The sequence below is a fragment of the Rhodococcus sp. BH5 genome, assembly GCF_027583855.1.
Classification (GTDB): Bacteria; Actinomycetota; Actinomycetes; order Mycobacteriales; family Mycobacteriaceae; genus Rhodococcus_F; species Rhodococcus_F qingshengii.
Genome location: NZ_JAJHVW010000004.1, coordinates 307,174 through 330,366 on the forward strand (window position 1 = coordinate 307,174; position 23,193 = coordinate 330,366).

At 62.2% G+C, this 23,193-nt stretch carries 20 protein-coding genes; 13 read left to right on the forward strand and 7 right to left on the reverse strand.

Going from position 1 to position 23,193, the window contains the following annotated elements:
• Positions 1 to 63 precede the first annotated feature (63 nt).
• From RhoBH5_RS13105 to RhoBH5_RS13120, 4 genes are all read left to right on the forward strand, one after another.
• Entirely contained in the window at positions 64 to 669 is a 606-nt protein-coding gene (locus RhoBH5_RS13105; protein ID WP_003945736.1) for a TetR/AcrR family transcriptional regulator, read from the forward strand.
• A 55-nt stretch (positions 670 to 724) separates the two neighbouring features.
• On the forward strand, positions 725 to 2,146 hold the full coding sequence (purB, locus tag RhoBH5_RS13110) for an adenylosuccinate lyase (RefSeq protein WP_003945775.1): 1,422 nt from the start codon (positions 725 to 727) through the stop codon (positions 2,144 to 2,146).
• Between the two features lie 66 nt (positions 2,147 to 2,212).
• Positions 2,213 to 2,626: an HIT family protein gene (locus RhoBH5_RS13115; RefSeq protein ID WP_065456106.1), complete on the forward strand. Its 414-nt coding sequence runs from the start codon at positions 2,213 to 2,215 to the stop codon at positions 2,624 to 2,626.
• A gap of 55 nt (positions 2,627 to 2,681) precedes the next feature.
• Positions 2,682 to 4,070, forward strand: a complete 1,389-nt coding sequence (locus RhoBH5_RS13120; protein WP_116058209.1) for a DUF1254 domain-containing protein — start codon at positions 2,682 to 2,684, stop codon at positions 4,068 to 4,070.
• Between the two features lie 13 nt (positions 4,071 to 4,083).
• Here RhoBH5_RS13120 and fes read toward each other — a convergent pair whose 3' ends face one another.
• Entirely contained in the window at positions 4,084 to 5,319 is a 1,236-nt protein-coding gene (gene fes, locus RhoBH5_RS13125) for an enterochelin esterase (protein ID WP_070162186.1), read from the reverse strand.
• A gap of 66 nt (positions 5,320 to 5,385) precedes the next feature.
• Here fes and fepB point away from each other — a divergent pair, with 66 nt between their 5' ends.
• The 3 genes from fepB (at position 5,386) to RhoBH5_RS13140 (ending at position 8,465) form a co-directional block, all read left to right on the forward strand.
• Entirely contained in the window at positions 5,386 to 6,381 is a 996-nt protein-coding gene (fepB, locus tag RhoBH5_RS13130) for a Fe2+-enterobactin ABC transporter substrate-binding protein (protein WP_270008391.1), read from the forward strand.
• Between the two features lie 147 nt (positions 6,382 to 6,528).
• Positions 6,529 to 7,806, forward strand: coding sequence for a sensor histidine kinase (locus RhoBH5_RS13135; protein ID WP_007734428.1), 1,278 nt, complete (start codon positions 6,529 to 6,531; stop codon positions 7,804 to 7,806).
• Entirely contained in the window at positions 7,803 to 8,465 is a 663-nt protein-coding gene (locus tag RhoBH5_RS13140) for a response regulator transcription factor (RefSeq protein ID WP_270008392.1), read from the forward strand. The genes RhoBH5_RS13135 and RhoBH5_RS13140 overlap by 4 nt, the downstream gene beginning before the upstream one ends.
• A 96-nt stretch (positions 8,466 to 8,561) precedes the next feature.
• Here the strand turns inward: RhoBH5_RS13140 and RhoBH5_RS13145 are convergent, their stop codons facing one another.
• Entirely contained in the window at positions 8,562 to 9,494 is a 933-nt protein-coding gene (locus tag RhoBH5_RS13145; protein ID WP_054781000.1) for a tyrosine-protein phosphatase, read from the reverse strand.
• Positions 9,495 to 9,744: 250 nt separating this feature from the next.
• Here RhoBH5_RS13145 and RhoBH5_RS13150 point away from each other — a divergent pair, with 250 nt between their 5' ends.
• The 3 genes from RhoBH5_RS13150 (at position 9,745) to RhoBH5_RS13160 (ending at position 13,939) form a co-directional block, all read left to right on the forward strand.
• A complete protein-coding gene (locus tag RhoBH5_RS13150; RefSeq protein ID WP_081377449.1) occupies positions 9,745 to 10,779 on the forward strand; it encodes an ABC transporter substrate-binding protein in 1,035 nt (344 codons plus the stop codon).
• A gap of 155 nt (positions 10,780 to 10,934) precedes the next feature.
• The gene (locus RhoBH5_RS13155; protein ID WP_003945463.1) at positions 10,935 to 11,828 is read left to right on the forward strand and encodes a phosphoribosylaminoimidazolesuccinocarboxamide synthase; all 894 of its coding nucleotides are present in this window, start codon (positions 10,935 to 10,937) and stop codon (positions 11,826 to 11,828) included.
• Positions 11,825 to 13,939, forward strand: a complete 2,115-nt coding sequence (locus RhoBH5_RS13160; protein WP_270008393.1) for a S9 family peptidase — start codon at positions 11,825 to 11,827, stop codon at positions 13,937 to 13,939. Before RhoBH5_RS13155 ends, RhoBH5_RS13160 begins: the two co-directional genes overlap by 4 nt.
• Before the next feature lie 44 nt (positions 13,940 to 13,983).
• Here RhoBH5_RS13160 and RhoBH5_RS13165 read toward each other — a convergent pair whose 3' ends face one another.
• On the reverse strand, positions 13,984 to 14,673 hold the full coding sequence (locus RhoBH5_RS13165; protein WP_003945570.1) for a response regulator: 690 nt from the start codon (positions 14,671 to 14,673) through the stop codon (positions 13,984 to 13,986).
• Positions 14,670 to 16,256 carry a sensor histidine kinase gene (locus RhoBH5_RS13170; RefSeq protein WP_270008394.1) on the reverse strand — a complete coding sequence of 529 codons (1,587 nt, stop codon included), beginning with the start codon at positions 16,254 to 16,256 and terminating at the stop codon, positions 14,670 to 14,672. The genes RhoBH5_RS13165 and RhoBH5_RS13170 overlap by 4 nt, the downstream gene beginning before the upstream one ends.
• Before the next feature lie 119 nt (positions 16,257 to 16,375).
• On the opposite strand from RhoBH5_RS13170, the gene RhoBH5_RS13175 reads away from it, so the two are divergent.
• Positions 16,376 to 17,788 carry a C4-dicarboxylate transporter DctA gene (locus RhoBH5_RS13175; protein WP_007734438.1) on the forward strand — a complete coding sequence of 471 codons (1,413 nt, stop codon included), beginning with the start codon at positions 16,376 to 16,378 and terminating at the stop codon, positions 17,786 to 17,788.
• 128 nt (positions 17,789 to 17,916) lie between these two features.
• Here RhoBH5_RS13175 and RhoBH5_RS13180 read toward each other — a convergent pair whose 3' ends face one another.
• From RhoBH5_RS13180 to RhoBH5_RS13190, 3 genes are all read right to left on the reverse strand, one after another.
• A complete protein-coding gene (locus RhoBH5_RS13180) occupies positions 17,917 to 19,140 on the reverse strand; it encodes an acyl-CoA dehydrogenase family protein (RefSeq protein ID WP_054188015.1) in 1,224 nt (407 codons plus the stop codon).
• Positions 19,137 to 20,414, reverse strand: coding sequence for an acyl-CoA dehydrogenase family protein (locus RhoBH5_RS13185; RefSeq protein ID WP_007734440.1), 1,278 nt, complete (start codon positions 20,412 to 20,414; stop codon positions 19,137 to 19,139). The genes RhoBH5_RS13180 and RhoBH5_RS13185 overlap by 4 nt, the downstream gene beginning before the upstream one ends.
• 125 nt (positions 20,415 to 20,539) lie before the next feature.
• Positions 20,540 to 21,364, reverse strand: a complete 825-nt coding sequence (locus RhoBH5_RS13190; protein WP_232329985.1) for a sucrase ferredoxin — start codon at positions 21,362 to 21,364, stop codon at positions 20,540 to 20,542.
• A 277-nt stretch (positions 21,365 to 21,641) separates the two neighbouring features.
• On the opposite strand from RhoBH5_RS13190, the gene RhoBH5_RS13195 reads away from it, so the two are divergent.
• Positions 21,642 to 22,580 carry an ABC transporter substrate-binding protein gene (locus RhoBH5_RS13195; protein ID WP_042452648.1) on the forward strand — a complete coding sequence of 313 codons (939 nt, stop codon included), beginning with the start codon at positions 21,642 to 21,644 and terminating at the stop codon, positions 22,578 to 22,580.
• A gap of 47 nt (positions 22,581 to 22,627) precedes the next feature.
• Positions 22,628 to 23,125: a glutathione peroxidase gene (locus tag RhoBH5_RS13200; protein WP_003945816.1), complete on the forward strand. Its 498-nt coding sequence runs from the start codon at positions 22,628 to 22,630 to the stop codon at positions 23,123 to 23,125.
• Positions 23,126 to 23,193: the final 68 nt, after the last annotated feature.

The following is a 23,193-nucleotide window of genomic DNA, read 5'->3' on the forward strand; positions in this document are numbered from 1 at the left end:
AAACAGCAGGGTCTTCGAGCTGTTTCGCCATGCGGAGGTGCCCTCTGCTGGCACGATGTCGTGGTGTCTTCTGCAGCTACGCCCAAGGGCGAACGACGTCGCCAAGCTCTGGTGGCGTCCGCTGCTGAACTTTTGCTGGAGGGCGGGTTCGACGCCGTTCGTCACCGAGCGGTGGCAACCAGAGCTGACCTTCCACTGGCTTCGACGACCTATTACTTCGACTCACTCGACGATCTGATCGCGTGTGCCGTCGAGCTCAACGGCAACGCCGACATGGAAGCGATGCGCGCCAGAGTGGCTGCGGTGACCCAACGTCGGCGGGGCGCGGAATCAACCGTCGAACTGTTGGTCGAGCTGCTGCTCGGAGACGAAGAGAAGCGGCCGGAGAGCCGCGAGCGTTTGATCTCGCGCTACGAACGATTCGTCGCGTGTGCCCGTCATCCCGCACTTCGTGACGTGCAGTTGCGCCTACGAGCCCAGCTCGACGACCTGTTGACCGATGCGCTTCGACGCTCGGGCCGGTCGGCTCCCGAGGGGCAATTGCGCCGTCTTGTCGCGATGGTCGACGGTGCGATGATCACGGCTCTGGGGGAGTACGACCCGGACCCACGGGGGTTGGCCAGGGGAATGCTCTTGGAATCGATCGACGTGATGGCGCCGCCGGTCTAGCTCGGTCTCTATCGGGGGTAACGGCACTGCTTGGCCCCCGTTAGACTGAGGCCTCGTGAGCCGCATCCCGAATGTCCTTGCCAACCGCTACGCCAGCCCGGAGCTCGTTGCTCTGTGGTCTCCCGAGTACAAGATCGTGCTCGAGCGTCAATTGTGGGTGGCGGTGTTGCGTGCGCAGGCAGAGCTGGGCATCGACATTCCGGCCGACGCCATCGACGACTACGAGCGTGTCATCGACAACGTCGACCTCGAGTCCATCGCGGACCGCGAGCGGGTCACCCGCCACGACGTGAAGGCACGCATCGAGGAATTCAACGCACTTGCCGGGCACGAGCAGGTCCACAAGGGCATGACCAGCCGCGACCTCACCGAGAACGTCGAGCAGCTGCAGATCGTGCGTTCTCTCGAACACGTCTACAACCACGGCATCGCCGTCGCCGCCCGTCTGGGTGAGCGCGCTGCCGAGTACTCGTCCATCGTTATGGCCGGCCGCTCGCACAACGTCGCAGCTCAGGCCACCACCTTGGGCAAGCGTTTCGCTTCGGCCGCCGACGAGCTGCTGGTTGCACTGACGCGTCTGCGCCAGCTGATCGACCGGTACCCGCTGCGCGGGATCAAGGGCCCGATGGGGACCGCTCAGGACATGCTCGACCTCCTCGACGGCGATGCGGCCAAGCTCGAGCAGCTCGAAGCGAAGGTTGCGGAGCACCTCGGATTCGCTCACGTGTTGACCAGCGTCGGCCAGGTGTACCCGCGTTCCCTCGACCACGACGTCATCTCCGCGCTCGTCCAGGTCGGCGCGGGCCCGTCGTCGTTTGCACACACGATCCGCCTGATGGCCGGCCACGAGTTGGTCACCGAAGGCTTCCAGCCCGGCCAGGTCGGCAGCTCGGCGATGCCGCACAAGATGAACACCCGCTCGTGCGAGCGAGTCAACGGACTTCAGGTGATCCTGCGCGGATACGGCTCCATGGCAGCCGAGCTTGCGGGTGCACAGTGGAACGAGGGCGACGTCTTCTGCTCCGTCGTGCGCCGCGTCGCGCTCCCAGACGCGTTCTTTGCGATCGACGGCATGTTCGAGACCTTCCTGACCGTGCTGATCGAGATGGGCGCGTACCCGGCCGTCATCGAGAAGGAACTGACCAGGTATCTGCCGTTCCTCGCCACGACGCGCGTGCTCATGGCCGCCGTCCGCGCCGGCGTCGGACGCGAGACCGCACACGAGGCGATCAAGGAGAATGCTGTCGCAGTTGCGCTGGCGATGCGTGAAGAGGGCAAGGAGCCCGACCTGCTCGATCGTCTTGCCGCCGACGACCGTTTGCCGCTCGACCGCGTTGCACTCGACGAGGCCCTGGCCGACAAGGCTGCTTTTGTCGGTGCTGCTTCGGCTCAGGTCGATGCCGTTGTCGCCGAGGTGCAGAAACTTGTTGACGCCAACCCCGAAGCTGCGGCGTACGCGCCGTCGCCGATTCTGTAAGGGCTACGCCCCGTGCGCCTTTTCGGTGGTCACCACTACCGAAAAGGCGCACAGGGGTCGAAGACCATGAACTGCATCTTCTGTTCCATCATCGCCGGTGAGGCCGAGGCCAGTGTCGTCTACGACGATGCGAACGTTCTTGCCTTCATGGATATTCGGCCGTTCACATCCGGCCATCTCCTGGTCGTGCCGAAGCGCCATGCCAGTGGATTGTCCACGCTCGATCCCGACGACGGTGCCAGGATCTTCGCCGTCGCGCAGAAGATCGCCGCGGCGATGCGTACCGGATCTCTCCCCGTCGACGGAGTGAATCTGCACCTCTCCGACGGAGCTGTTGCGGGGCAGGAAGTCTTCCATGTTCATCTGCATGTCATTCCGCGAAATCGCGGCGACGGCTTCGGCCTGCGCGCCCTACCTCGTACGCCCAATCGGACAATCCTCGACAGCACGGCTGCCGTCATTCGAGGCGCACTGAACTAGAGGTTCACCCGGTGTGGGTGATTCGCGCCGAGGTTTCTCCCAGCACCATCTGGGTATGGCCGACATCGAACTGACGTATTCCTCCGGACTTGTCCCGAGGGACGGAGAGCTTCCCGCTCGCGAAACCATCGCAACGGTCTTCGACGAGCTCGACTTCCAAACAGCAGTGCAGGCGTACTTGTGGGCCATACCCATCGTGTCCTGGGCTCAGTGGATGGACGTGCATACCAACATCTTCGGAGCAACTGCCTCCGATATCGTCGTCTACCGCTCATATCGTGACCGACTAGGCCTGATCACCGCCAACGCGACGACTCCGTACATCTTGAACTTTTTCGATCTCGGTGCAACGGGGCCGTTGGTGATCGAATTGCCGCCAGGGCCGACCGCCGGGGGCATCGCAGATTTCTGGCAACGAGAATTCGCGGTGCTCGGTGAGATGGGCCCCGATGCAGGCAAGGGTGGCAAGACCCTGGTAGTCGGCCCAGGCCAGAGTGCCGAGGACACAGGCGATTACACCGTTGTCCACTCCCCGATGATGCACATCATGTTCGGCTTCCGCACGCTCGATCCCGACCCGGCGCGCTCGGACGCGTTGGTCGACGCCGTCCGGGTGTACCCGTACTCCGATCGTGAGAATCCGACTCCGACGCGTCTGGTCTCACCGGACGGCAAGCCCTGGAGCGGAATTCAGCCGCGAGACCTTCGATACTGGGAACTCCTTCACGACATCGTGCAGGACGAACCTGTCGAAGAGCGCGACCGCTTCCCGATGGCGTGGCTTCGGCAGCTGGGGATTGAGAAGGGCAAGCCCTTCGCCCCGGATGATCGAGTGAGAAAGATCTTGCAACGGGCCGTCGAAGTGGGGGAGGTGTTCGCCCAGGCGAATGCGTTCGTCAAACGCTTCCCCGGTTCGCGCTACTGGCCGGATCGCCAGTGGGACTTGGCGATTGTCCTGGACAACTCAGCTCAGCGAGGGGACAACTACGACGAGTTCTACGAACGCGCGTCGTGGTTCTACGAGGCGGTCACCTTCTCCGAGGCGATGAAGAGTACGACGCCCGGACTCGGGCAGGCATATCTGGGTAGCTACGCCGACGCCGAGGGGCACTGGTTGGACGGAGGAAAGAGTTACACACTCCACGTACCCGCCGATGTCCCGGCAAAGTTGTTCTGGTCCGCGACGGTCTACTCGGTCGACACACGCTGCCTTGTCGACAACCAGCAGGGCCGAGGCGACCGTGGCTCGCGAGATCCCGATCTTGTTGTCAACGAGGACGGTTCGGTGGATCTCTACTACGGACCTACAGCTCCGGTAGGGAAGGAACCCAATTGGGTTCAGACCATTGCGGGTCAGCACTGGTTCTCGTACTTCCGCTTCTACGGACCGCTCGAACCGTATTTCGATCGGACTTGGAAGCTTGGTGACATCGAGCCGGCCTAGAGCGTGGTCTGTCTCACGGACTGCCGATCAGTTCGACAACGGAGTCCAGAAGGACACTGCGCCAGCACAACCAGTCGTGGCCGCCGTCGAAGATCCGACACGATACTTGCGCTCCTGCGGCCTTCAGTGCCTGTGCGACCGCTGCGCTGTGCCCGACCATGTCGGACTCGTGCTTACCTACTTCGAGGACAACGCGTAAACCGTCCGGTACGCCGTCGCGCTCGATCCGTGCGGCTATGTCTCCACCCGGCGGGCCGTCTTCCCCGCGCTTCAATCCGGTTGGCCACCAGAACGAACCGGACCCGCTGGCGACCAGCGCGAAGTGTTCGGGGAATTCGAGTGCTGCGAACATCGAAGCCAGGCCGCCGAAGCTCTGCCCCGAGACCACCGTTCGCGTTCGATCAGACGAGAAGGGTGTGACGGCGCGCACCTGCGGAAGCAGTTCGTCGACGACTGCACTCCAGTAGTCGCGGTTGCACGGCAATTCCTGCGAACGGCGTTGATTGTCAACGGAATCGATGGCCAGCAGAACGCAGGATTTCAGTTTGCCGGTCTGGACCGCACGATCGAACGCGGCGCCTGCCGGCATGACCTCGGCCCAGTGACGCCCGTCGAGAAGTATCACGAGCGGCCGTTCTTCGAGCGGTGTCAATCCGTCGTCCACGGTCTCGTAGATCCACACCGGCCGCTCGACGTCCAAAGTCGAACTAGCCCAGGTGAGCTGTATCGACTTCCTGAAAACTGGAGCATCCCAACCGAACTGGACCGGCGCCGAGGGCATCTCGGCGACGGAACGCCTTGTGTCCACACCTGCGGAAAGCGGATTGAGTGGGTCGGCAATTCGGTGCTCGAGCAACCCCAACCAGCGGGTGCGGCGGGTCGAGTCTTCCTTGCCTGCTCCCGGATAGTCGAACTCGTCGACTACGGACTTCGGTACCGGGATGATGCTGTAACTGCTACGCCAGGTGTTCGAGACTTCGGCGGTGTAGAACCACACCGGACTGTCGCCGAGTCGCTGCATCACGCTGAGTTGTTCTGCGTGATGGTCGGTCAGCGAATTTGCATCCAGGTAAACGCGCTCGACCTCGGTCTCCTCGGGCTGACGCCAGAGGAACGTAACTCGAACAGTCTGTGTATCAATGCTTTCGATGATCGGCGTTCCTTGTTGCACTATCCGATTCCAGGACGTCTCGATGTCGGGCGAGGCTGCGAGGGTAGCGGACAATTCGGTCACCGCCTGAGTTAGCATGAGCACAGCCTAACCTAATTTGATGGGCTTTTGAATTCGAGGAGTGGTCCGCCAGTGGGCGTCACAATGAAAAAATCACGCACCCTGAAGGTGCTCTCCGCAGTCTTGGTGGCAGGGTTCGCCCTCGTCGGTTGTAGTTCTGCGGATGCCGATTCCGATGCTGACTCAGCTGCATCGCAGGGTAATTGGCCGCGTACCGTGGAAACGCCGAAGGGGCCGGTGGAGATCACGTCGAAGCCGGAGAGGATCGTCTCGACCAGTGTGACGCTGACGGGCACGCTGTTGTCGATCGACGCTCCGGTGGTGGCTACCGCATCGACGGGACCGAACACCGACGTCTCGGATGCGCAGGGGTTGTTCACACAGTGGGGCGACATAGCAGAAGAACGCGGACTTGCAGTGTTGCCGATGGGCGGTGCGAACGCGGAATCCGTTCTGGCGCAGAACCCGGACCTGATCGTCGTCTCGGCAACTGGAGGTGACTCCGTCGTCGATCTGTACGAACAGTTCACGGCCATCGCGCCGACAATCGTGGTGGACTACGGCGGAAGTAGTTGGCAGGAAGTCGCCGCTGTGCTGGGTAAGGCGACAGGTCTCGAAGACAACGCGGCGGCCACGGTCGCGAAGTTCGACAGCGCAGTAGAGGCCGCGAAGGCCAAGATCACACTTCCCCCGCAGCCGACCACTGCGCTGGTCTATTACGAGGACGGCAGCGGTGCCAACATCTGGACGCACGAGTCGGGGCAGGCGAAGTTGCTCACGGCGATGGGTTTCACGGTCGCCGACATTCCCGAGTCCGCGAAGAGCAGTGAATCCATGGGTAAGCGCAAGGACATCATTCAGGTCTCGGCGGAGAACCTCTACGACGGTATCGCGGGCAACACCCTGATCTTGGTCAGTGCCGACGACGGTGCGGTGAAGGCGGTCGAGGCACTTCCACTGTTGGCCCAGCATCCGGCAATTCGTGATCTCCACGTCTATGCCGTGGGTCTGGACACCTTCCGTCTCGACTACTACAGCGCAACCAACATGGTGAACCGGTTGGTCGAGCAGTTCAGCTGAGCCATAAGTACTAGGCCTTTCACCTTCAACTAGTGCTTTGGTAGGAGTCGGGAATCGAACATTCCCTTCACGTTCGCCGAATGTGGGACCAAGTGGTGCGCGCATGCCACCATGAACGTCAATCATCGGAGGCGGAATGGGGAGTGGATGTTCGACTCGGCTGGTCAGAATGCCCCGGGGCAAGCCCTGGCATCGCGAGGGTGGGGACGTTTCAACCTGAACAACCCGGCCACGGCGGCCGTGATCGTCGGCCTGCTGAGTGTGCCGTGGGTGTTCGGTCTCGCCAGTCTCAAGACTGAACCCGAGACGAGCAATCGAGTGCTGAGCGATCCGGGAACCGTCGTCGGCATCATGGGTTTCCTGACGGTGTTGACCGTTGTGGCGTGTGCGCGCCGGCGGTACCCGATCGCGTACTACCTCCTGACGTTGGCAGGATCCGGCGGATTGATGCTCTTCCTCGGCAGTCGATCGCTGGGGGCCACGCCGCTTTTCTGGTTCGCGATCATGGCAGTGTCCATCCGAGTGACAGGCATGCGCCTGGTCGGACTGCTGGTCCTCGGAATGGCGATGGACGTGATCTTGGCGATGTATCTCACCGAACGGGACGGGCTGACGGTCGCCGAGGTTCAGGTGGGGGAGTTGCCTCACTTGTTCCTCGAACCGGCGGCAAACACCGTCACGAGTTTTCTGGTCGTCGCAGCCATGGGAAAGATCGTCGCGCGCCTGCGAAAACAAGCAGTGGAGAACAGTCAGGCAGTAGCGGATCTGCACCGGGACCGCGAACGCAAGATTGCGAATGCCGTTGTCGCCGAACGGCAGGACATGGCACGTGAACTGCACGATGTCGCTGCCCACCACATGACCGGCATGATCATCCAGGCTCGTGCCGCCGACAAGTTCTTCTCGAGCAATCCCGAACAAGCACAAGCCCTTCTGGGGGGCGTCATCGAGCAGGGTCAGCGGGCCCTCAACAGCTTGCGGCAGATCGTGGGGATACTTCGCCTGGGTGAGGAAGACCCCGATTTCCCGACGCCCATGGTCTCCGACATCGACGAGTTGGTGGACGACTGCAAGCGCACCATCTCGTCGATCTCGTTGGAGAAGGTCGGCCGCTTCGACGACCTGGACAGCGGAGTCCAGTTGACGTGTTACCGCATCGTGCAGGAGGCGTTGTCGAACGTCCTTCGCCATGCGCCGGGTAGCGAGTCCAAGGTGTGTCTGAGTCGAGAAGCCGGTGCGGTGAGGGTACGGGTGGTCAATACTCTCGGGAATGCTCGCCCGGCCTCCGACGGGCAAAACCTCGGAATTGTGGGAATGCGCGAACGCGCGACGCTCATGGGTGGTCAACTGGACGCCGGACCGAATTCGGAAGGTGAGTGGGCTGTGCAGGCACTGGTGCCGGTGAACGGGAGGATCAACGCATGATCGATGTCCTTATTGCAGACGACCAGCAGGTGGTACGGCAGGGGTTCGAGCTGTTTCTCTCCGGTCACCCCGAGATTCGCGTCGTCGGGCATGCCAGAACGGGAGTCGAGGCGTACGAGCAGGTGCGTGCACTGCGTCCGGACGTCGTGCTGATGGATATCCGAATGCCGCATGGCGACGGGTTGACTGCGACCCGGGAGGTCCTTGCCGAGTTTCCCGGGACCCGCGTCATCGTGATCACCACGTTCGATCTCGACGAGTACGTTTTCGAGGCGCTCGACAGCGGTGCCGCAGGGTTCTTGCTCAAAGACGCCGATCCCGAAGAGCTCTCGTCGGCAGTGTTGACCGTGGCCGAAGGTGGTTCGGTGCTCTCGCCGAGATTGACGTCGAGACTGATCGTGGAGTTCGCGAGGCGCAAGCCGGCACCGATGTCCACGGCGCGCTCCGGATCGGATCACGGTCTCAGTGCGCGTGAGATGGATGTGGTGCAGTTGCTGTCACAAGGCTTGGGAAACAACGACATCGCAGATTCCCTCAGCCTCGAACAGAGCACGGTGAAGTCGCACATCAGCAACATCTGCAAGAAGCTGCAGGTGCGTACCCGTGTGCAGATCGTCATCTGGGCGTACCGAAACAACGTGATCGCCGTATCGCGCTGACGCACGGGACGCTGCGGCGCATCCGCCGCGGCACGGGCAGAGAAGTACACGTGCCCCGGGTCCGATCCCTCGTCGAACCCGGGGCATCCGTGCCACTCAGCCCAGCAGTTTGGCTTTGAGCGTCATGACAGTCGCCGGGCTCAGACCCAGGCCCTCGGTCAGGTACCGATCGACCGACCCGTAGGTCTGGTCCAACTGGGCGAGACCGGCATCGAGATAGCTTGCCTCGACACCCAACAGAGGCTCCATGTTGACGGCCATCTGTTCGCCCAGGCTCGCCGCGATGCCCGCGCGCGTGGCCTTCATGCCTTCGGCTGTGTACTCGTTGGTCAGCAAGTAGTCGTTCATGATCACCGAGCGGTCGACACCGGCGATACTCAGCAGCAGAAACGACGTCCAGCCGGTGCGGTCTTTGCCTGCGGTGCAGTGGAAGACCTGTGCACCTTCGGTTTCCGCGAGACCCGTGAGCAACTGCGCGAACCCGGCTCGCTCCGTCGCTCCGGTGACGAAGGCGCGGTTCATGTCCTGCATCATCGATCGTGAGTCCTCGGGGGACTTGATCTTCGCGATCATCTCGGCGATGTTCCCGGACAGGATCGGAATGTTCTCGTACGCAACCCCGTCGGGCAAGACATCGGGCTTACTGGCGATCTCGGGTTCCGTGCGCAGATCGTAAACCTTTGTCAGTCCCAGCTTTTCGAGATTGCTCATGTCATCGCCCTTGGGCGTGATCGCGTTCGCGCGGTAGAAGACTCCCTTGTTCACGGGCAGGCCGAAAGTTCCCGAGTATCCGGCGCCGGTGCCTGCGACGTCGCGGAAATTGTCGATCCCGGTCAGCCGCGGCGCATCTGGGGTCTGCTCGGAACTGCCGAAGTTGCTGGATCCGAAATCCAGCGAGCCGAACAGCGGAGCCGAGGGGCCAGGTTCGGCCTGCGCGATCGAGGCGCCGAAACCGGTGATGAGAAAGCTACTGGTCAACGCAATGGCCGCGGCAGACCGTAGTGAGCAGGTACGGGTGGATCGGGACATGTGTGAGCCCTTCGTCGAGCGGAGAGAGTGGCGAGTCGATGAGGTATCGCGAAGGCAAGGTAGCGAGTTCGCGTGTCCGATTCGAGAGGAATCTTGCTTTGCTCCCTCTCAGTGGGAGGCGTGCTGCTGTGAGCGTGGGCGGCTCGGGAGGCGCAGTTCATTCCTCGGGACCTTTGTTTGTGTAAAGGTCCAGTGCCCTGATATTGGTTAGCCTCACCAAATCAATTCCGGAGCAGTCCGGTGCGTTCAGATGGAGTTCAACATGCGGGTTCAAGGTCTGTCGCGGTTTCGCCGCGCAGTGGTGATCGGCGCAGCAGCTGCGCTGGCGGTCGGCGTCGCCGGCTGTAGCAACTCCGAGGAGGCGTCGTCCGAATCGTCGACGACAGCCGCGAGCTCGCAGACCCGTGTCTTCGAGGCGCAGAACGGATCCATCGAGATCCCGAGCGACCCGCAGCGGATCGTGGCCTGCGGATACGCAGTTCTGCCGCTGATTCAGGCGGGAGCGAACCTGGCAGCAGTATGCGAGTGGACCCGTGAACTCGGCAACATGGACGACAAGACCAAGGCCGCTTACGAAGCTCTGCCGAAGGTCGCGCCCGACGGCAACGTCTCCCAGCTCAACTACGAGGGAATCGTCGCTGCCGAGCCCGATCTGATCATCATGGGTGTTCCCGCTCGAGTCGAAAGCCAGCTGGACATGGCGCAGCTCGAGGCGGCCGCTCCCGTCGTCTTCCTGGGACCGACGGTTCCTGCTGATTGGCGAGTGCTGGGCGAGCAGTTCGCCGATGCCGCGAATGTCTCCGACACCTACGGCGAGTTCAAGGACGACTACGACGCCAAAACCGCCGAACTGGCCGCGAAGTACAAGGACAAGCTCGGCTCGTTGACCTTCGGCGGCGTGTGCAACGTCTGCAAGCCGGAGGCCGGCACCTTCTCACGCGAGTACGCGTCTTCGTACACGACCAATCTCTTCGACGGACTCGGACTGCAGTTCCCCGGCACCCCCGCAGACCCTGCCGACATCCATGTCGAACAGGTATCCATCGAGAAGATCGGCGAAAATCTCGGAAATGTCGACGTGATCGTCTACGGCCTCAACGCCGACGGCTCGATGTCTCCGCAGTTGCAGGAGCTGGTCAATTCCGAGCTGTGGAAGGAATTGCCCGCAGTGAAGGCCGGCAACGTCGTCCAGGTCCAGCATTCGCTGGCCGCGACCTATCAGACGGCTCTTCTGACGCTGGATTCGATCGACGAGGGCCTGTCGAAGCTGCCCGCAAACCAGTAGTTCATCGACTGTGACGGTGGCCTCTCGCCTGCTGGCGAGGGGCCACCTGCATATCCGGATGAGCAGGGCGGACAGCTCTCCGATCGGCGAGGACGCTTACCTGTCCCGGCTACCGGGGTTCTGTACGAACTGCGAACGCCCGATAGGGTGACCGGGTGCGTCCTACACTTGATTCCTACACTCATCTGGCCGGTGGCAAGGTCCGTGACCTTTACACGATCGACGACGAGCATCTGCTGCTTGTCGCGAGTGATCGGATCTCGGCCTACGACCACGTGCTCAGCACGCCGATCCCGGACAAGGGTCGCGTGCTCACCGCGATGAGCGTGTTCTTCTTCAACGTCCTCGGTGGCACCAACCACCTGGCCGGCGAGCCCGACGACGATCGCATCCCGGAAGAGGTTCTCGGCCGCGCTCTCGTGGTGCGCTCCCTCGACATGGTTCCCGTCGAATGCGTCGTTCGTGGCTTCCTCACCGGCTCCGGCTTGGTCGACTACAACAACACCGGCGCAGTGTGCGGCGTCGCGTTGCCCGAGGGCCTCGTCGAGGCGTCGCGTCTGCCCGACCCGATCTTCACCCCGGCGTCCAAGGCGGCTCTCGGGGATCACGACGAGAACATCAGCTTCGATCAGGTAGTGGAGAAGGTCGGCCAGAAGCTGGCAGTGCAGCTTCGTGAGGACACTCTCGACGTCTATGCCCGCGCCTCCAACTTCGCAGCGGATCGCGGAATCATCCTTGCCGACACCAAGCTCGAATTCGGTCTCGACTCCGCTGGAAACCTCGTGCTCGCCGACGAGGTGCTCACCCCCGACTCGTCGCGCTACTGGCCTCTCGAAGGCTACGAAGCGGGCAAGGTGCAGCCCAGTTTCGACAAGCAGTTCGTGCGCGACTGGCTCACGAGCCCTGAATCCGGCTGGGACCGTAGCTCGGACACGACACCGCCGCCGTTGCCGCAGGAGATCGTCGACGCGACCCGGGCACGCTACATCGAGGCGTACGAGCGCATTTCCGGTCTGTCCTTCGACGATTGGGTCGGTCCCAGCGCATGAGCCTGATCCCGCCGGTCGCAAAGAAGGTCCCCGCCGAACGTACCCATCACGGACACACGTTCGTCGATGACTACGAGTGGCTGCGGGACAAGGACAACGCCGAGGTAGTCGCATACCTCGAAGCCGAAAACGCGTACACCGACGAGCAGACGGCCGCGCTCGAGCCCTTGCGCGAGAAGATCTTCCAGGAGATCAAGTCGCGGACGCAGGAAACCGACATGTCGGTGCCCACGCGCATGGGTAAGTGGTGGTACTACTCGCGCAGCGTGGAAGGCAAGTCGTACACCGTCCAGTGCCGGTGCCCCATCGCCGGTGAAGATGACTGGACTCCGCCCGACCTAACGCCCGGCGTCGAGCTGGCCGACGAGCAGATCCTCATGGACGGTAACGTCGAAGCCGAAGGGCACGAGTTCTTTTCGCTCGGCGCGTTCTCCATCAGCGAGGACGGCACGTTGCTCGCGTACTCGGTGGACATCGTCGGCGACGAGCGGTACACCTTGCGGTTCAAGAACCTCGAGACCGGTGAGATGCTCGCCGACGAGATTCCCGATACCGCGCCTGGCGCCACCTGGGCGATCGACCACAGTCACGTCTTCTACATGACGGTCGACGGCTCCTGGCGTCCGGACACGGTGTGGCGTCACAAGCTGGGAACGCCGCAGAGTAAAGATGTTTCGGTGTTCCACGAGCCCGACGAACGGTACTGGGTTTCGGTGGGGTCCACCCGCAGTGAGAAGTACCTGATGATCTGGGTCGGTTCCAAGGTGACCAGCGAAGGCTGGATGCTGGAATCGGCGAACCCGGAAGGCGACTTCCGCGTCATCATCCCACGTCGCGAGGGCGTCGAGTACGGGGCCGAGCACGCCGTGATCGGGGGAGAGGACCGTTTCCTCATTCTCCACAACGACGTCGTCGACGGCATCAAGGCCGAGAACTTCGTGTTGGTGGAAGCTCCCGTGTCGGATCCGACGAACATGACGACGCTGATCGAGCACAGCGCCGACGTTCGGCTGGAAGAAGCCGAAGCCTTTGCCGGACACCTCGTCCTGAGCTACCGACGCGAGGCGCTCACTCGGGTTGCCGTGTGGCCGTTGACGGATGACGGCTACGGCGAACGCCACGAGATCGACTTCGACGAAGAACTCTTCAGCATCGGCATGGGGTCCAACCCGGAATGGGCGCAGCCCACCATCCGGCTCGGGTTCACCTCATTCATCACTCCCGGGCAGGTGTACGACTACTACGTCGCCAGTGGTGAACTGGCACTGCGTAAGTCGCAGCCCGTTCTCGGAGACTTCGATGCGAGTAACTACGAGCAGCGTCGCGACTGGGCAGTAGCCGACGACGGAACCCGCATTCCGCTCTCGATCGTGAGGCGCGTAGGTGCGCCGCAAGGTCCCGCGCCGCTGCTGTTGTACGGCTACGGTTCCTACGAGGCGAGCATCGACCCGTCGTTCTCGGTTGCCCGCTTGTCGTTGCTCGATCGCGGCGTCGTCTTCGTCGTCGCACACGTGCGCGGCGGCGGCGAGATGGGCCGTCACTGGTACGAAAACGGCAAGACGCTCACCAAGAAGAACACCTTCACCGATTTTGTCTCTTGCGCAAAGCATTTGATCGACACCGGTGTCACGTCGGCCGACCGGATGGTTGCCGACGGCGGTAGTGCAGGTGGACTGCTGATGGGCGCTGTCGCCAACATCGCTCCGGAACTGTTTGCCGGCATTCTCGCCAATGTTCCGTTTGTCGACCCGTTGACGTCGATTCTCGATCCGTCGCTGCCGTTGACGGTCATCGAGTGGGACGAATGGGGAGATCCGCTGCACAACAAGGACGTCTACGACTACATGCGCTCGTACAGCCCGTACGAGAACGTGGAAGCCAAGGACTATCCCGCCATTCTTGCGATCACGAGCATCAACGACACCCGTGTTCTGTACGTGGAGCCGGCCAAGTGGGTCGCAAAACTGCGCGCCACCAAGACCGGTGATGCTCCGCTACTTCTCAAGACCGAGATGAGCGCCGGACACGGCGGTGTCAGCGGTCGGTACGAGAAGTGGAAAGAGGTCGCGTTCGAGTTCGCCTGGGTGTTGGACACCGTGGGCGCGAACTAGCTTCTGTGTCAATCAGGTTCGGTGACTGTCAGGTTCTGTGTCAATCAGGTTCTGCGGTAACGAACCTGAGGGCGCCCAGCGCGCCCGTACTCGGTCTCCCGGGTGAGCATGCCGTCGTCTGCCAGCTTTTCCAGGTAGCGCCAGGCTGTCACCCGGGACACGCCGACCGATGCTGCCACCTCTGCAGCGGTCACGGGTCCCTCAGAATCCCGGACAGACGCTGCGACGAGTCCGAGTGTTTGAGACGCAAAGCCTTTCGGTGCCGCTGCTCGATCGTCGGACGTTCGTAGCGCGGACATCGCGCGGTCGATGTCGTGTTGACTGACCGCAGACTCTCCAGCGGGAAGCGCTGCACGATATTCGAGGTAGCGCTCGAGCTTGTCGCGGAATGCTGCGAAAGTGAACGGCTTGAGAAGATAGAGGACGATCCCGCGAGCCACGGCGCTTCGGACCACCTCCAGATCGCGCGCCGAGGTAACCGCGATGATGTCCGGACTGGGCCGCAAACCGCCCAGGGCGGAAGCCACGTCGAGACCGCTGGCGTCGGGCAACCCGATGTCGAGCAGGACCAGGTCGATGGGCTGGTCGGTGGCGTTGGCCGCCGTAACTGCACGCACGGCGGCGTTCCCGGAATGAACCACGCCGTGGACCACGAATTCCGGCACACGCTCGACGTACGAACGGTGCGCCTGGGCGATCAACGGTTCGTCGTCGACTATCAGCACACGGATCATCGCGGTGCTTCCACCTCGCGCAGCGGGATACGGACAACCAGCATGGAGCCCATCGCCGGCTCGCTGGTGAGCGTGCCGCCGTGCCGTTTCACAACTTGAGAGACCAGTGCGAGACCGAGTCCGCGAGAGCCGGATTTTGTGGAGTAGCCACGGCCCTTGGCCTTTTCGAGTGCTTCGGGTGTCATTCCCGGGCCGCTGTCGGCGACGGCAACAACCATCATCGAATTCTCTTCCATTACCGTCACTTCCACCCACGGAGACTCGCTCGCGCGCGATGCGTCAATAGCATTGTCCACGAGATTGCCGACCAGCGTGACCAACTCGCGTGCATTGAGCGAAGGAACCGGACCGAGCGCGGTGTCTTCGGTGATGGTCAGGTCGACCCCGCGTTCGGCCGCTTCACTCATTTTCCCGAGCAGCAGTGCGGCGAGCGCCGGCTCGTGGACCGCATTCATCAGACGATCTATCAACTGTTGGGACACTCGCAATTCATTGGTGGCGAAGGCCACTGCGTCGTCGTTCCGGCCCAACTCGACCATCGTGATGATCGTGTGCAGACGATTTGCACTCTCGTGGGCTTGCGATCGAAGCGACTCGGCAAAACTGCGTACCGAATCCAATTCCCCGAGTACGTTCTGCAATTCGGTGTGATCGCGAATTGTCAGCACGGTGCCAATTCTGTTGCCCTCCCACTCAACCGGGTGTTGGTTGACCACCAGCACACGCTTGTCGGTGAGGTGCACTTGATCCTTCGCGGGAGAGGCGTCGTCGACTCGCATGGTCTCGGGGATGGACGAAAGTGGCACGGGCCCGTCCGGTAGATCGAGGAGGCGACGCGCTTCGTCGTTGACGATATCCACTCGCGCATCTCTGCTTCGGCCTCGCCCGATCACCACCAGACCCTCACCGATGCTGTGCAGGACGGCGTCGTGGTGTTCGTACATGGTGCGCAGTTCATCCGGCGCCATCCCCAGGGTCTGTCGCCGGATACGCCGACTCACCAGAAGTGAACTCAGGAGGGCGGCAAGAAGACCGCCGCCGGCAACGAACAGGATGACCGGAACACTTTGGGCGAACTGCTTGCTGATCTGCTCGCGGGTGACACCGGCAGAAACCAGACCGACCAAGGCTCCGCCGGAATCGTAGACAGGAGTGACTGCGCGGATCGACGGCCCCAGCGACCCGGCGTACGTCTCTGTGAAGGTCACGCCGGCAAGTGCGCGGTCGATGTTCCCGGTGAAGAGTTGACCGATCAGCTCCGGGCTCGTGTGGGTGAACCGAGTGCGATCAGGCGCCATCACCACGATGAAATCGACGCCGGTTGCCTGTCGGATCTTCTCGGTCTGTGGTTGCAGAATCGCGGTCGGGTCCGGACTCGTCAGGGCTGCCGCCGTCGAATCCGACAGGGCGAGAGTCTGCGCTATCGAGCTCACCTGCCTGCGGATCGCGTCGTCGCTGTCTCGGCGTTCGTCGACAACTGCGAGCGCGGCTCCCACACCGATGACCAGCGCCAACAACGCCAATTGCAGGAGCAGGATCTGCCTGGCGACGCTCATACGTCGGCCGGTCTTTCGTTCGACCATCGAGCGCCTCCTGAACGTAATGAACACAAACTTCCGGGCCCACCTGTTTGCAACAAGAATTCTCCACGACTCGAAGTGATCCCGATCACTTCACAGATATCCGATCCAAAGGACACCCCATGAGCAGCACGGCAACAGGGACAGTAGACGGTTCCCCACAGCCCGAGGGCACCAAGGCAAAGCGCGACAAGACGCATTGGCTCTACATGAGCGTCATCGTCGCGGTCATCGGAGGCATCCTCGTCGGTTGGCTCGCACCCGAGTTCGGTAAGTCCGTCGGTGTACTCGGCACGTTGTTCGTCAGCCTGATCAAGATGATGATCAGCCCGGTCATCTTCTGCACCATCGTGCTCGGCATCGGCTCGGTTCGAGCGGCGGCCAAGGTCGGCAAGGTCGGCGGCCTCGCACTCGCCTACTTCATCGGGATGTCCACCATCGCACTCGCGATCGGCCTGGGCGTCGGCAACCTGCTCAACCCGGGCAGTGGCCTGAACATCACGCCCAATGCGGCCTCCGTGGCCAAGCTTGCAGATCAGGCCCACAGCGCGGGCGGTACCTGGGACTTCATCGCGTCCATCATTCCGACGTCGATGCTGTCCTCCCTCACAGCCGGCAGCGTGCTGCAGACTCTGTTCGTCGCCCTTCTGGTCGGCTTCGCGATCCAGTCGCTCGGCAAGTCGGGTGAACCGATCCTCAAGGCCGTCGGATACATCCAGAAGCTCGTGTTCAAGATCCTGACGATGATCCTCTGGCTCGCCCCGATCGGTGCTTTCGGTGCCATCGCCAGCGTCGTCGGCCAGACCGGTTTGAACGCCGTCGTCCAGCTCGGCACGCTGATGATCGGCTTCTACCTGACCTGCCTGATCTTCGTCTTTGGTGTTCTCGGAACGCTGCTGCGCGCGGTCACCGGATTCAACATCTTCAAGCTGGTCAAGTACTTGGCCCGTGAGTACCTGCTCATCTTCGCCACGTCGTCCTCCGAATCGGCACTGCCGCGTCTGATCGCCAAGATGGAGCACGTAGGCGTCGAGCGCACCACGGTGGGCATCGTCGTTCCCACGGGCTACTCGTTCAATCTCGACGGCACCGCGATCTACCTGACGATGGCCTCGATCTTCATCGCCGACGCCATGGGACAGCCACTCGGTTTCGGTGAACAGCTCTCGCTGCTGGTGTTCATGATCATCGCCTCCAAGGGCGCTGCCGGAGTCAGCGGCGCCGGTCTGGCCACGCTGGCAGGCGGACTGCAGAGCCATCGCCCCGAGCTTCTCGACGGCGTCGGACTCATCGTCGGAATCGACCGCTTCATGTCGGAAGCGCGAGCGATCACCAACTTCTCGGGCAATGCGGTTGCGACTCTCCTGGTCGGCGCCTGGACCAAGACGATCGACAAGGAACGCGTCGTCGAGGTACTCGACGGGAAGATTCCGTTCAACGAAGCCACGATGCTCGACGACGAGGACGAAGAAGAGCAGCACAAGCTCGAAACGGCTCCGACCGGCACCAAACAGTCGTTCGTGAGCCATCACTAGAAACGTCCGCTCTGCTGAACGTTTGACTGCGCTGCAGGCGCGGAACCCGATCTACGATCAGTGATCCTGGTCGTAACGATGAAAGAGACCGCCGCACCAACCGTGCGACGGTCTTTTTCTGTTCGTGGCTAGGTGTACCAGGTCGGTTCGGGAATCTCGCCGGTCAGAAAACGACTACCGACTTCACGGCGCTTGTACGCGAGCGGATCGTGAAGGGTATGCGTCCGGATGTTGCGCCAGTAGATGTCCAGGCCGACGTCGTTGGACGTGGCTCGGGCACCGGTCAGTTCGAAGATCTTGTTGCTGATCTCCAAGGAGACGTCGGCGGCGCGAAGTTTTGCGGCCGCAATGCGTACGGCGAGGTCGCCGCGAGCCTGCTCGGTGAGGTTTTCGCGAGCGTCGTGGAGCACGGCGTCGGCCTCACGGCTGACCTGGTCCACGAAGGCCTCCGCTGCCCACAGCTTGGATTGCAAGTCGCCGTAGCCCTCACGGAGGTACCACTCGTCGGTTGCGATTTCGCGGTTGTCACCGCCGTACGGCCATGGACGCGTACGGGTTCGGGTGTACTCGGCGGCAGTGTCCAGTGCGCCACGAGCGATCCCGAGGTAGAAGTTGGCGAACACGATCTCGATCGCCGGGAAGTTCAGGGTGTTGTAGACCAGAGGTTGGAATTCCTTGTCGACAAAGCCTGCCGCACTTGCCCAGTCGACCTCGACGTCGTTGATCTCGACACTGCCGGAATCGGTGAGGCGCTGCCCGAGATTGTCCCAATCACCGCGGAAGACTATGCCGTCCTGAGCAGTCGGCACGATTGCGAACACATGCGTCGCAGTTCCGTCGATGATTCCTTCGAGCACCGTGAGGTCGGTGACTCGGCCACCGGTGGAAAACGACTTCACACCGTTGAACACCAGGGTGTCTCCGCGGTCCGCGACGGTGAGGTCGGTGTCTCGAGGGTTGACCGCGCCGCCGAAGAAGAATCGGTTGCTCGTGTACAGCTCCTCGACAGCGGAGATCTGCGGATCTGTTCCGACCAATCTGGCTGCCCATGCCCACAGGTAGTGGTATCCGAGCAGTTGTCCGATGGAGCCGTCGGCGCGGGCGATCTCCCGAACCACCTTGTAGGCGGTCTCCCATCGCTGCCCGCCGCCGCCGAACTCGACCGGGCCCAGGAGCGTCACAAGACCACTGTCCTTGAGCAGCTGAACTTCTCGGAACGGTGGTTCGCCGGCTCGGTCGCGGGCGAGTGCGTCGGCGGCAAGGATGTTGCTCACCTCGCGAGCCCGGTCGATCCAGCCCTCGGATGTGTCGGGAACGCCGACGAAGACTTCGGTTTCACTGGTCACGGTCATGCCTGTTCATCCTTTTCGGTCGGTGCGGTCCCGATGGCCCACACGTAAATCGGTTCGGTTCCGTTGATTTCGTAGTCGCCGACAACTTTGGATTTGAAGACGACCGGATTGTGGCTGGCGACGGTGCGGGCGTTGCGCCAGAATCGATCGAGATCGAGGTCGCGGCTGACTCCGGAAGCACCGAGTGCGTCGAAGATCTTGGCCGTGGCCGGCACGACGAGTCCGATCGAGGCGACTTGCCCTCGCCCCGAATCGATTTCGGCTGCGATGTTGGCGGCCTTCTCTTCCTCCGGCGAGCCGGAGAATGCGGCTTCGTAAGCCCATTGGGACGACTGTGCTGCGTGCAGTGCAACGGCCTCGGCTGCAAAGGCTGCAGAGGACACCTCGCCGACAACTTGCTGGATCTGCGAATCCTGCGCGTATCTCGGAGCGTTGCCGTGACTGAAGGTTCGAGTGCGAGAGGCAACTCGACGAGAGATCTCGATCGTAGCAGCCTTGGCGATGCCGGCGAGAGTGGCGAGGTGGAACAATTGGTAGAACGCGGTCTGGTATTTGAATCGCGTCGAGAAGTCGAAGATGTTCTCCGGCTGTACAATTGCGTTCTCGTAGACGGACGAACCGGAGCCAGTCGTCTGCTGGCCGAACCCGTTCCAATCGTCACTGTGTGTGACACCGGGTTGTCTCGCCTCGACCGCCGCGATCACGAATGCGCCGGTGTCGGTGCGCTGCGAGTACAGGTCGATCCAGTCGGCGAAGATGGAACCCGTGCTGTAGAACTTTGCCCCGTTCGCCAGGAAATGGTCGGCATCGGGTGCGGGCGAGACCTTGGTGTTGGCTTCGCCCAATGCAACGTCGCCGATTTCGGTCCACGCGTTGCCGACTAACTGTCCCTCCGCAAAGCGTCGGAGCCAGATGTCACGCTCCGGGCCTGGGTCGGCGACCAGTCGGTCTTCGACAAATGCGAAATGTCCGCGCAGGGCCTGGGTGATATTGGAATCGGCGCTCGACAGCTCGACTAGTAAGCGGATCAATTGCGGGATGCTCGCACCGGATCCACCGTGTGTTGTCGGCACCCGAACGGCGCCGAAGCCTGCATTCTTGAGTGCGTCGATCTGTTGGAAGGGAAGTACGTGATCGCGTTCGCGTTCGACGACGCCTTGTGCGATGTCCGCGAAGATCGGACGGAATTTCTCTGCCAGTGTTTCGTAGTCGACCTCACTTTTGATCGGATCAGCAGACCGGGGTACGGCATTCGGCGTCAGTGCGGTGGTCATGGGAAGAATGCAAGCTGTAAACACCAGGGGCGTCGATCCTTCATCGCGACCTGATTCGAAGTGTTGTCAGTCCGCGCAAATCTCGGTTCGATGGCCTGCCGGGCACTCTTGTCGAAATCGAGTGGTCAGTGGGGTTGCTCGTGAACGTGCTCGACGGTCCATCCGCTCCATTCGACGGTCCCTCCGGCACCACAATCATGTCGGAACGGCAGCCCTGGAGGACCGGAGCGAACGACGACGCGAAAGTCTCTCCCCTCCAACCGAAGATCGACAGTCGTGTGTTCTCCGTCGACACTCTCGCTGATGCTCTCGAGTGCGTCCGTGGCGACGATGTCGGTGGCGCGTCGGACAGCATGTTCGGCTGCCTGAGCGGCCTGTGACAGTGCCGCCCGGCCGCGCAGGTGCAGCAGCTCCAATTCTCCGGCTAGGTATTTCTCGGCAGCATCGATTGCGGAGTTGCCGTCCAGTCGGCTGAAATAGACTGCGGCAGGCCACGCAATCATGTTGGCCGCGAAACGATCTCCGCCGATGTGACTGCATTCCCACACATCTGCGATCTGTGCCGCGTTCAGCGCCGAAACGACCGGGCGGCCGAGTTCCGCGCAGCACGCATCCTTCTTTCCATGCGTGCAGACTGCGAAGAGCGGTTCCGTGCGGGAGCGGCCGAAGTCGGGTTCCGCTCCGGTGGCCATCGATTCGAACGGCAGTACCGACAGGTCCTCGTATCGGTCGACCGCCCCTTCCCGCATCCATTGGCGTGTGCCGTCCGTCCAGGCGAGTACACACGTCGGGGTGAGCACCCGGCGGTTGCGGGTCCGCCGGATCACCACGACACGGATACGGCCCTGCGCTGCGTAGATCTTTTCGGTGAGCGCGACGGGGAGAACGTCGTCAGGGGCGGACGCCGGCCAGGGGCCGGGATGCTCGATCAATACCCACAGATGTGTCATTCCGGCGCGACCGACCATAGGTTCGCCGGCGGTCGACGACTGCCGTGTACAGGCGTGAGGGCGTCGACTGGTTTGCGGATTGGCGACAAATTCCGAAAGGCACTGCATAGATCCTTTCCCCAGGACACCGTCGCTGTGGCAGGGGAGGGAAGACATGATGAGGCTCCAGTCTCGTAGGTTAGGCTCACCAGACTATTGGATGGTGAATCCTTTGCTCAGCCGCGGTGAATGCACGTGGCTGTGACGGTCGGAAGCAGTCGGTAACAGGAGTTTGTGAATGAAACGCAGTAACTCGCGGACGAAGTACATGCTGGGTGGTTTTGTCCTCGCCGCCATAGTGGCAACGACAACGGCGTGTGGCAGTGACGACAAGACGGATACCGGCAGTCAGTCTGCCGACACCGTGCACGCGGTCACCCACGCCCGTGGAACTACCGACGTACCGACGGATCCGCAGCGAGTTGTCGTGCTCGAGCCGGTTCAGCTCGACACGTCGGTAGCGCTGGGCGTGATTCCCGTGGGCACCGCGGTACTCAGCGAGACGACCGGCGTTCCGGCGTACCTCGGTGAGAAGGCGGCGGAGATCGAGATGGTCGGAACCGTCGCGGCACCGAACCTCGAGAAGATCGTCGCACTGAGCCCGGACCTGATCATCGGAACGGAATCGCGGCACGGTGATCTGTACGAGCAGCTCGCTGCCATCGCACCGACCGTCTACATGGCAACTCAGACCGATCCGTGGCAGGACAACGTCCAGTTCGTCGCAGAGGCGTTGAACAAGACCGATCAGGCAGGTGAACTGCTCGGTGACTACACGGCACGCTGCGAGGAAGTGGCGAGCAAGCACAGCACCGAGGGCAAGACCGCTCAGCTGATCCGCCCACGCGACGACGTTCTGACGCTGTACGGACCCACGTCGTTTGCCGGAAGCACTCTCGAATGTGCTGGACTCACGATTCCCGCACGCGACTGGGAGAACTCGATCTCGGTGGACCTCTCCCCGGAATTCGTCTCCGGAGCCAACGCCGACCTCATCCTGGTCACCTCCGCGAAACCGGCCGATGCCGGCACGATGCCGAAGGCCGTGGCCGACAACGCCGGATTCTTCCCGAACCCGCATCTGGTCGACATGTCCTACTGGATCACCGGCGTCGGACCGCTCGGCGGCCTCACCGTTCTGGACGACCTCGATCGCATTCTCGGAGCGTCGAATTAGCAGTGCGCGAAGGAGCAGTGCGTGAGAGAGTCGCTAAGTTGGAGCCTATGACAACTCCAGTACAGAACATCGCGATCAACACCCTCGGTGGCGTGCCCACCTCTTTGGGTGAATACGACGGCCGCGCCGTCCTCGTGGTCAACGTCGCGTCCAAGTGTGGACTGACCCCGCAGTACTCGGCGCTCGAGAAGCTGGCCAGCGAGTACGCCGATCGCGGTCTGACCGTGATCGGTATCCCGTGCAACCAGTTCATGGGGCAGGAACCGGGTACCGCCGAAGAGATCGAGACGTTCTGCTCCACTACCTACGGCGTCACGTTCCCGCTTCTCGAGAAGATCGAGGTGAACGGCGAAAACCAGCATCCGCTGTACGCCGAGCTCACCAAGGCGGCCGACGCCGAAGGCGCTGCGGGAGACATTCAGTGGAACTTCGAGAAGTTCCTGATCGGACCGGACGGCACCGTCGTCAACCGCTTCCGTCCGCGGACCGAGCCTGACGCACCCGAGGTTGTCGCCGCGATCGAAGCTGCGCTTCCCAAGAACTAGAGGTTTCCAAGAACCAGTAGGTGCGCTGAAAACTGCCGCCGGATGATCATCCGGCGGCAGTGTGCTGT

Bases quoted from the DNA above. Each gene is read 5' to 3' on its own strand.
- RhoBH5_RS13190 (WP_232329985.1), bottom strand. From the start codon at position 21,364: ATGACACATCTGTGGGTATTGATCGAGCATCCCGGCCCCTGGCCGGCG.
- RhoBH5_RS13165 (WP_003945570.1), bottom strand. From the start codon at position 14,673: ATGATCCGTGTGCTGATAGTCGACGACGAACCGTTGATCGCCCAGGCG.
- RhoBH5_RS13170 (WP_270008394.1), bottom strand. From the start codon at position 16,256: ATGGTCGAACGAAAGACCGGCCGACGTATGAGCGTCGCCAGGCAGATC.
- RhoBH5_RS13120 (WP_116058209.1), top strand. From the start codon at position 2,682: ATGGCCGACATCGAACTGACGTATTCCTCCGGACTTGTCCCGAGGGAC.
- RhoBH5_RS13135 (WP_007734428.1), top strand. From the start codon at position 6,529: ATGTTCGACTCGGCTGGTCAGAATGCCCCGGGGCAAGCCCTGGCATCG.
- RhoBH5_RS13200 (WP_003945816.1), top strand. From the start codon at position 22,628: ATGACAACTCCAGTACAGAACATCGCGATCAACACCCTCGGTGGCGTG.
- RhoBH5_RS13195 (WP_042452648.1), top strand. From the start codon at position 21,642: ATGAAACGCAGTAACTCGCGGACGAAGTACATGCTGGGTGGTTTTGTC.
- RhoBH5_RS13185 (WP_007734440.1), bottom strand. From the start codon at position 20,414: ATGACCACCGCACTGACGCCGAATGCCGTACCCCGGTCTGCTGATCCG.
- RhoBH5_RS13175 (WP_007734438.1), top strand. From the start codon at position 16,376: ATGAGCAGCACGGCAACAGGGACAGTAGACGGTTCCCCACAGCCCGAG.
- RhoBH5_RS13145 (WP_054781000.1), bottom strand. From the start codon at position 9,494: ATGTCCCGATCCACCCGTACCTGCTCACTACGGTCTGCCGCGGCCATT.
- RhoBH5_RS13180 (WP_054188015.1), bottom strand. From the start codon at position 19,140: ATGACCGTGACCAGTGAAACCGAAGTCTTCGTCGGCGTTCCCGACACA.
- fes (WP_070162186.1), bottom strand. From the start codon at position 5,319: ATGCTAACTCAGGCGGTGACCGAATTGTCCGCTACCCTCGCAGCCTCG.
- RhoBH5_RS13160 (WP_270008393.1), top strand. From the start codon at position 11,825: ATGAGCCTGATCCCGCCGGTCGCAAAGAAGGTCCCCGCCGAACGTACC.
- RhoBH5_RS13115 (WP_065456106.1), top strand. From the start codon at position 2,213: ATGAACTGCATCTTCTGTTCCATCATCGCCGGTGAGGCCGAGGCCAGT.
- RhoBH5_RS13140 (WP_270008392.1), top strand. From the start codon at position 7,803: ATGATCGATGTCCTTATTGCAGACGACCAGCAGGTGGTACGGCAGGGG.
- RhoBH5_RS13150 (WP_081377449.1), top strand. From the start codon at position 9,745: ATGGAGTTCAACATGCGGGTTCAAGGTCTGTCGCGGTTTCGCCGCGCA.
- fepB (WP_270008391.1), top strand. From the start codon at position 5,386: ATGAAAAAATCACGCACCCTGAAGGTGCTCTCCGCAGTCTTGGTGGCA.